A 5,630-nucleotide genomic window follows, 5' to 3' on the forward strand; every position below is an offset into this window, starting at 1 on the left:
CGAAGATTTTTGGATCATTGACGAGTTCTTGGAGCACCTTCTTCTTCTCTACCTCGGTTAGCCTCGTCTTTTCCTGCCCTAGAATCACTCTCAGGACCTCCACTCCTTCTCGGGATATCCCTAGCTCTTTGGTCAGCGCGCGCGCCTCCTTCTTACCTGAGGCATTACCTCCATCCATCATGTCATCCATAAGAGTACGGGAGGGATGAATTTATAACCCTTGTATTTAAACTTTTGAAACATGCGCGCGCATGTAATCCTGCTACAACCCTCTTCACTGGAGGTCATTACTCAAAATCCCCGCGCGCGCCTCTCTTATAGCTCATTTTCTCCTGATCATTGGAAGAAATTGGAAGGAATTGGAACGTCCAATCTTTCGATGTTTTCAGATCATTCTGAGCCTTCTCTTTGCTTCCCTGGATTTTGGAAACCAGATACTCTGGTGTGTCCGTTGTCCGGTTGTCCGCATTATTATGAAATACATGGGCATCGGAAGAAGCGTTCTCCTTGCCCCTTTCAACATCACCTTGTTTTATAGTTTTGTGGACAACGTGGACATCGGACACCCCGGGAGGTCTGATTTCCAATCTTAAACCGAACTTTTCTAGGGCTTCTTTTGCCATCAATTCCCTCAGATTATTGGAAGTTCCAATAGCTTCCAATCCTCCTGAGAGTTTGCTCATTATCTCATCGACACTATACAATAGTTTGAATGTCTTTGGCTTTCTCTCATCCGAGCTTAAATATCCAGATGCCACCAGGGAGTTGAGTATATCCCTCACATCCCTCTCGGATTTCCCCAGAATCCTAGCTATCTTCTCCCTCACATCCTTCGTTATCTCAGCTCCTGCTTCATCGTATCTTCTCTCGATCAGAGTGGATCCAGATGATCCAACATGGACATCCCTCACTTCATTCAGCTTCTTCAGTGCCTGTAATACCTCTATCTGTCTCCTCTCAAGCCTTGCATGCATCCTAGCCAATGGTTTTGCTATAAACCTCAATGCCTCGATGGCCACATCGGGAGTCACTATGTAGGTTCCGTTTGGCCCTTTTATCAGCCTCTTCCTGTTGAACATGGCATAAAACTCGATGAACCTGAACACCTTCCTCAGATCGCTCCTCATCCTCAATGCCCCTGATTTCAGCTCGCTGACAATCGTCCCAGGGAAGGGGATAGCCACATCCACAGGCTCAAACCTCCTGTTGAACCTCCTCAGCACCTCAAGTGAGAACTCATAGGAGGTTATCTTGATCATTCCGAGCTTCTTCCTTGATTTCTCAAGCTCATTCAATGCCCACCACTTCTTTACCCTCTCTGTCTGCTCCTCTGAGTCATCAGTTGTGAACACCCATGCCCTCCTCTCAAACTGACGGTTTATTAGGATCCTTGTTGTTGACGTGATTACTGTCATCGCTGGAATCCTGTAGTTAGCTGTTGTGAACCTTCCTGTTTCGGGATTCCTCACGGTTACCTCGATGTCGTAGCCCTTATCATCGGCTGATACGAACTTTATCGTCGATACTCCCTGCTTTTCCTGATCGACGTATCCCAATTCAGCGAGATCCAGGATCTCATAGCTTGATAGGTCGGAATAATCGAGGGCATGTTCTGAGAACCTGGCCACCTTCTTTGCCCTGTATCCCTCGATCAATGTCTCCTTTGTCAGGCTTTTGCCCGTCCCTTCAGCTCCCTTTATCGCTATTATCTGTTTGTATTCCGGATCCTTTATCTTTCCTGATGGCAAAAGAACAAAGATGGGTATCTTTATCTCATCCTCTCCCACAATCACCCTATCTAAATGGGGTTTTATTGCCTCTATCTGGTTATCGGCTTTCATTATCCTCTCTACCTCTCTCTCAATCTTTTCCTCGATCTCAGGATCATATCTCTTCTCTTCCCCCTCCTTTACCTGCTTCCGGTGTAGCGGACAGCTGGATTCATCACAAAGAGAGCTGAGGATTGGATCTGAGCATCCGTATCTATATCCTCCCTTTTTTGCCGATTCAAAAGTCCTCTTTAGCTCTTTTCTATCCAATGGAGGCCTGTTTTTCTCGTTCCACTCCTTAATGTATTTCCATGCCCTTTCCTCATCCAGCTTTCTGAAGTTGAGGAAGTAGGATGAGAGCCTTATGGCGTATTCGTTCCTGTTTCCCTCAGTAGTGCCCTCAAGCATCTTCCTGATGCACGATGGATGCTCATCCCTGTATGGAAGAATCTCAAGCTCAGGCCTGTTGAACCAATGCTCCTCCCTTGATTCAGCCTCTTCCTCCTCTTTCTCCTTAACTTCTATTCCAAACAGCGTCAGGGTATCCAAGAAGAGCTTGTTTATGTCATCAACTATGAAGATAGAGTATTTCCTCTCTATCTCATATCCTAGAGATGGATACATGGTCAGAAGGTGACCCTCACCTAGAAGCTCAAGGGCACAAACATCGCTGTAAGCCTGAATTGTCCTCGGTTTCTCCTTGGAGAAGTAGATGGAATGAAGACCTCCCGATGGTGTCCTCTCTGTATATGTCGCATAGATCGCATTCAGTATTTTCCTCCCCAATTCGACAGCTGTGGAATTGTTCTCCCTTATGTCCAAATCAATGGCACAGATGTAGAGGCCGTTCTTCGCCTTCTGTCCAAGGATAATGGCGAATCCATCTGCTTTATCCCATGGAAGTGAGTTGAAGTCATCCTCGCTCTGCCTCTCATTCATCCACCTCTTCCAGTCATGAACCGGTCTTTTCTCCTTCATGAGAACGATGTCACATCCCAATTCCCACCAATATTTTGCCCTATTCCTTAGCTCTATTATACGTTTGTCATGAGAAAGCTTTTTATCTGAGCTACTACTTATGTTTATGGGCCTCTCCATGTTATCGCCCCTTTTCTTTTTCTCACCCTCCCGATCTTCTGATGTCAAGATCCTCATTCAAGCCTGAACTCTCTGTTTTCAGCCTCTTAGTGCCTCCCTTTCCATATGTGCATTGAGGGACGTTTTCGCCCTCTTGGGATGTGAGGAGCCTAACGATCGTCTCGATGGTTTCCTCCTTTCTCCTGTATGCGATGTCGTTGAGGAGCTTTATCATTGCATTTACCAGAGAAACGTAGGGCTCCAATGCTCTGCTCACAAGGAAGTCAATGAACTCATGGATGAGCGTATTAACAGCCTTTTCCTCCTCCGATTCATATATGTAGATTGTCTTTCCCTTAACCTCTCCTGAGAGCTTCCTGTCAGCATCTGGAGCCCAGATCACTTCCAGGTCATCTGTTATCTCCGCCTTTCTCTTGAGAGCTTTAAGCTCGTTCTTCAGCTTCTCCTCCATGCTCATCTAGGTCCCATCCTCCCACAGTACATATTCTCTCTTCGAGCTCCAACTCGGGAGGCTGCAAACAATCCTTCATTATGCGAATGGATGAGATGCGCTGCGTTCATACCTCCTCCCTCCGTCTAAAGAAGATCTTAATTGTGCATCCGCCTATTTCCATATCCGCTTCTGTTATATCAATGCCCCTATGTCTGAGATGTTCTATCCAAGATCTTGGCAAAATGACAGCATAGCACCTTCCGCATTTTACTATCCTTTTCCTTATCCGCATATGTGATCTTGTTATGCCTGGATTAAGACCACTTGGACATCATTGAGTGCCAAATTTCCTAGCTTCTTTTGCCTATCAGCAAACGAGAAACTTTATAGAGAAACTATTCTGTCTTTAGAGATGGACAAAGAATGTCCCCCCGTACCCAAATAAAAGGCGAAAAAATGAAGAAGTTTCTTATAGAAAAGCTCAGAGAGGGGTCATATACATATGAAGAGCTTAAAAAAGAGGCAGAGAAAGTATTTCCACGTGTAGCTAGTGATACTGTGAGAAAGAGTCTTGAAAGAAATTTATCTGAGCTAGAAGATTATGGACTTGTCGTAAAAGAGGTAGAAAAGGGAGAAAAGAGGTACTACTGGTACATTTACCCAAATTTGTACGCAAATGAGGATAGGGAAGAGAAGTTGAGACACTCGAGGAAGCTCATCCCCTTCATCAAGATGATGTTTGACATAGAGCTAAACGAGGAGGATAAAAGAATATTTGACTCAACTCCAGCCGAGCTCGAAAAGTTATATGAAGCGGCAGCAAAAACGCATTTGCGCGTGCATCTGAGGTCGGAGGGAGAAGAAGTCAGGAATCTACTAGCAAAATACAAAGAGTTAATGGACAAGATAGAAAGCAAGAGGGAAGAATTAAAGAGAAGAATTGAGGATAAGCTTAAGGATAGATTCGGAGAGAGTGAAACTGATAAAGCAAAGTTATTTTTCTACCATAGTGGTCTTGATGAAATATATGACATTATATATTGCGCGCGCGCACCCGGAAGTAAATGGATGCATTCTGGCAAGGATTTCAGGATCAGTAGTGGTACATTATGGCTTAATAGTTTACTTATTGCGGAGGAACAACCAGATCCAGAGGATAGAAGCAAATGCATTCCCCTTCGAGGAGGGAGCTTAAGTGAGTTAAGGGAGTTCATTGAAGAACAAATTATGGATAAATCAAATACAGATCTTGTAGAAGAGATAATAAAGGATGAGGAATCCCTTTCTGAGTGCAAAAAAGAACTGAGGAAAGAGATCTATATTATAATAGATGGAGTGGATAACGGAGTTCCTTTAAAAGGAAGGTGCTCTCTATGCCCAAAAATCATAAGGGAGACAGCCTCTAAACAGGGTGAGCAAACTAAGATGCAGCTTAAAAGCTAAGTAAAATGCACATGAGGATTCGCTATCAATATAATATGCACATGCAATATCCCAGCAATGTCTGAGGAAGAGAAGAAGAGGAAAAAAAGAAGCTTCCTGAGAGCTTTGATGGTTAATACGCCGGTAAATCCGTCAAGATCGTGATGATAAACGGTGAGAAAATAGAAGGAAGGTGCGTGGCATCTAGGTATTTCATAAAGGCAATTGGTAAGTCCGTGATATACGTGAACAAGGCCCAGATCTCCTGCGCGCGCAAATAATCCATACATAAGGAAGACGAACATAAGATATTAAGCGCGCTTGTATGAGTCCGAACGGATCTATATACGCACACATTTTGCAAACAGTGGAGAGCCGCGTGTGCATCCAGTACCAAAGCTGGCTGATGCGCGTGCACGAACAATAATATTTTATTTTTTGGATAAAATTAAGCAATTGCTTAGCTTTTCTATTCTTAGGAAACTTTCGAGCCTCAGCTTCCCGGTTTAACTTATAGTGGGTAAGTTAAACCTATCGGATGGGAAGGTTTAACATACACTGCCAGAAGGGATAGTAAGTTAAACCTATTTTTGCGGCGCGCATAGCTCAAAGGCTTTTGAGTGAACATGAGCAATTGCTTATATTTATGTGTCTATATAATATTATGCTAAAATAGATACCAGTTCGATATCCCTTCATGAAAGCTCTTCGGATGCGAGGAAAAATATTAATAAGGGATGTCTCAATTCTTATGGCACACTGGCTGTATTCGGAAAGACAAAGGAGAAGGGAGCTCGCCAATAGGGAGAGGGGCACAGAGGACCATATGGGAGAGATTCTGGGTGATATATTCGAAGAGAGCGAGAAGGAGAGGCAAAAAAGGAGGATAGAGGAGCTTGAAAAGGAGA

At 44.1% G+C, this 5,630-nt stretch carries 6 protein-coding genes; 2 read left to right on the forward strand and 4 right to left on the reverse strand.

The annotated features are described in order from the left end of the window. From D6D85_RS04845 to D6D85_RS16135, 4 genes are all read right to left on the reverse strand, one after another. A partial coding sequence (locus D6D85_RS04845) for a hypothetical protein (RefSeq protein ID WP_133308292.1) occupies nucleotides 1–190 on the reverse strand: 190 nt, incomplete at its 3' end. 97 nt (nucleotides 191–287) lie between these two features. Continuing rightward, a complete protein-coding gene (locus tag D6D85_RS04850; RefSeq protein ID WP_161969693.1) occupies nucleotides 288–2,867 on the reverse strand; it encodes a primase C-terminal domain-containing protein in 2,580 nt (859 codons plus the stop codon). A gap of 22 nt (nucleotides 2,868–2,889) precedes the next feature. Beyond that, nucleotides 2,890–3,324, reverse strand: coding sequence for a hypothetical protein (locus D6D85_RS04855; protein WP_125670947.1), 435 nt, complete (start codon nucleotides 3,322–3,324; stop codon nucleotides 2,890–2,892). A 100-nt stretch (nucleotides 3,325–3,424) separates the two neighbouring features. Then, nucleotides 3,425–3,592 carry a hypothetical protein gene (locus tag D6D85_RS16135; RefSeq protein ID WP_161969694.1) on the reverse strand — a complete coding sequence of 56 codons (168 nt, stop codon included), beginning with the start codon at nucleotides 3,590–3,592 and terminating at the stop codon, nucleotides 3,425–3,427. 164 nt (nucleotides 3,593–3,756) lie between these two features. On the opposite strand from D6D85_RS16135, the gene D6D85_RS04860 reads away from it, so the two are divergent. Next, nucleotides 3,757–4,743 (forward strand): hypothetical protein, encoded by a 987-nt coding sequence (locus D6D85_RS04860; RefSeq protein WP_125670948.1) that lies wholly within the window; start codon nucleotides 3,757–3,759, stop codon nucleotides 4,741–4,743. A gap of 691 nt (nucleotides 4,744–5,434) precedes the next feature. Next, the coding region (locus D6D85_RS15870; protein WP_153184001.1) for a hypothetical protein at nucleotides 5,435–5,630 on the forward strand (196 nt) is incomplete at its 3' end.

Origin of the sequence: Candidatus Methanodesulfokora washburnensis, from assembly GCF_003947435.1 — an archaeon.
Taxonomy (GTDB): domain Archaea; phylum Korarchaeota; class Korarchaeia; order Korarchaeales; family Korarchaeaceae; genus Methanodesulfokora; species Methanodesulfokora washburnensis.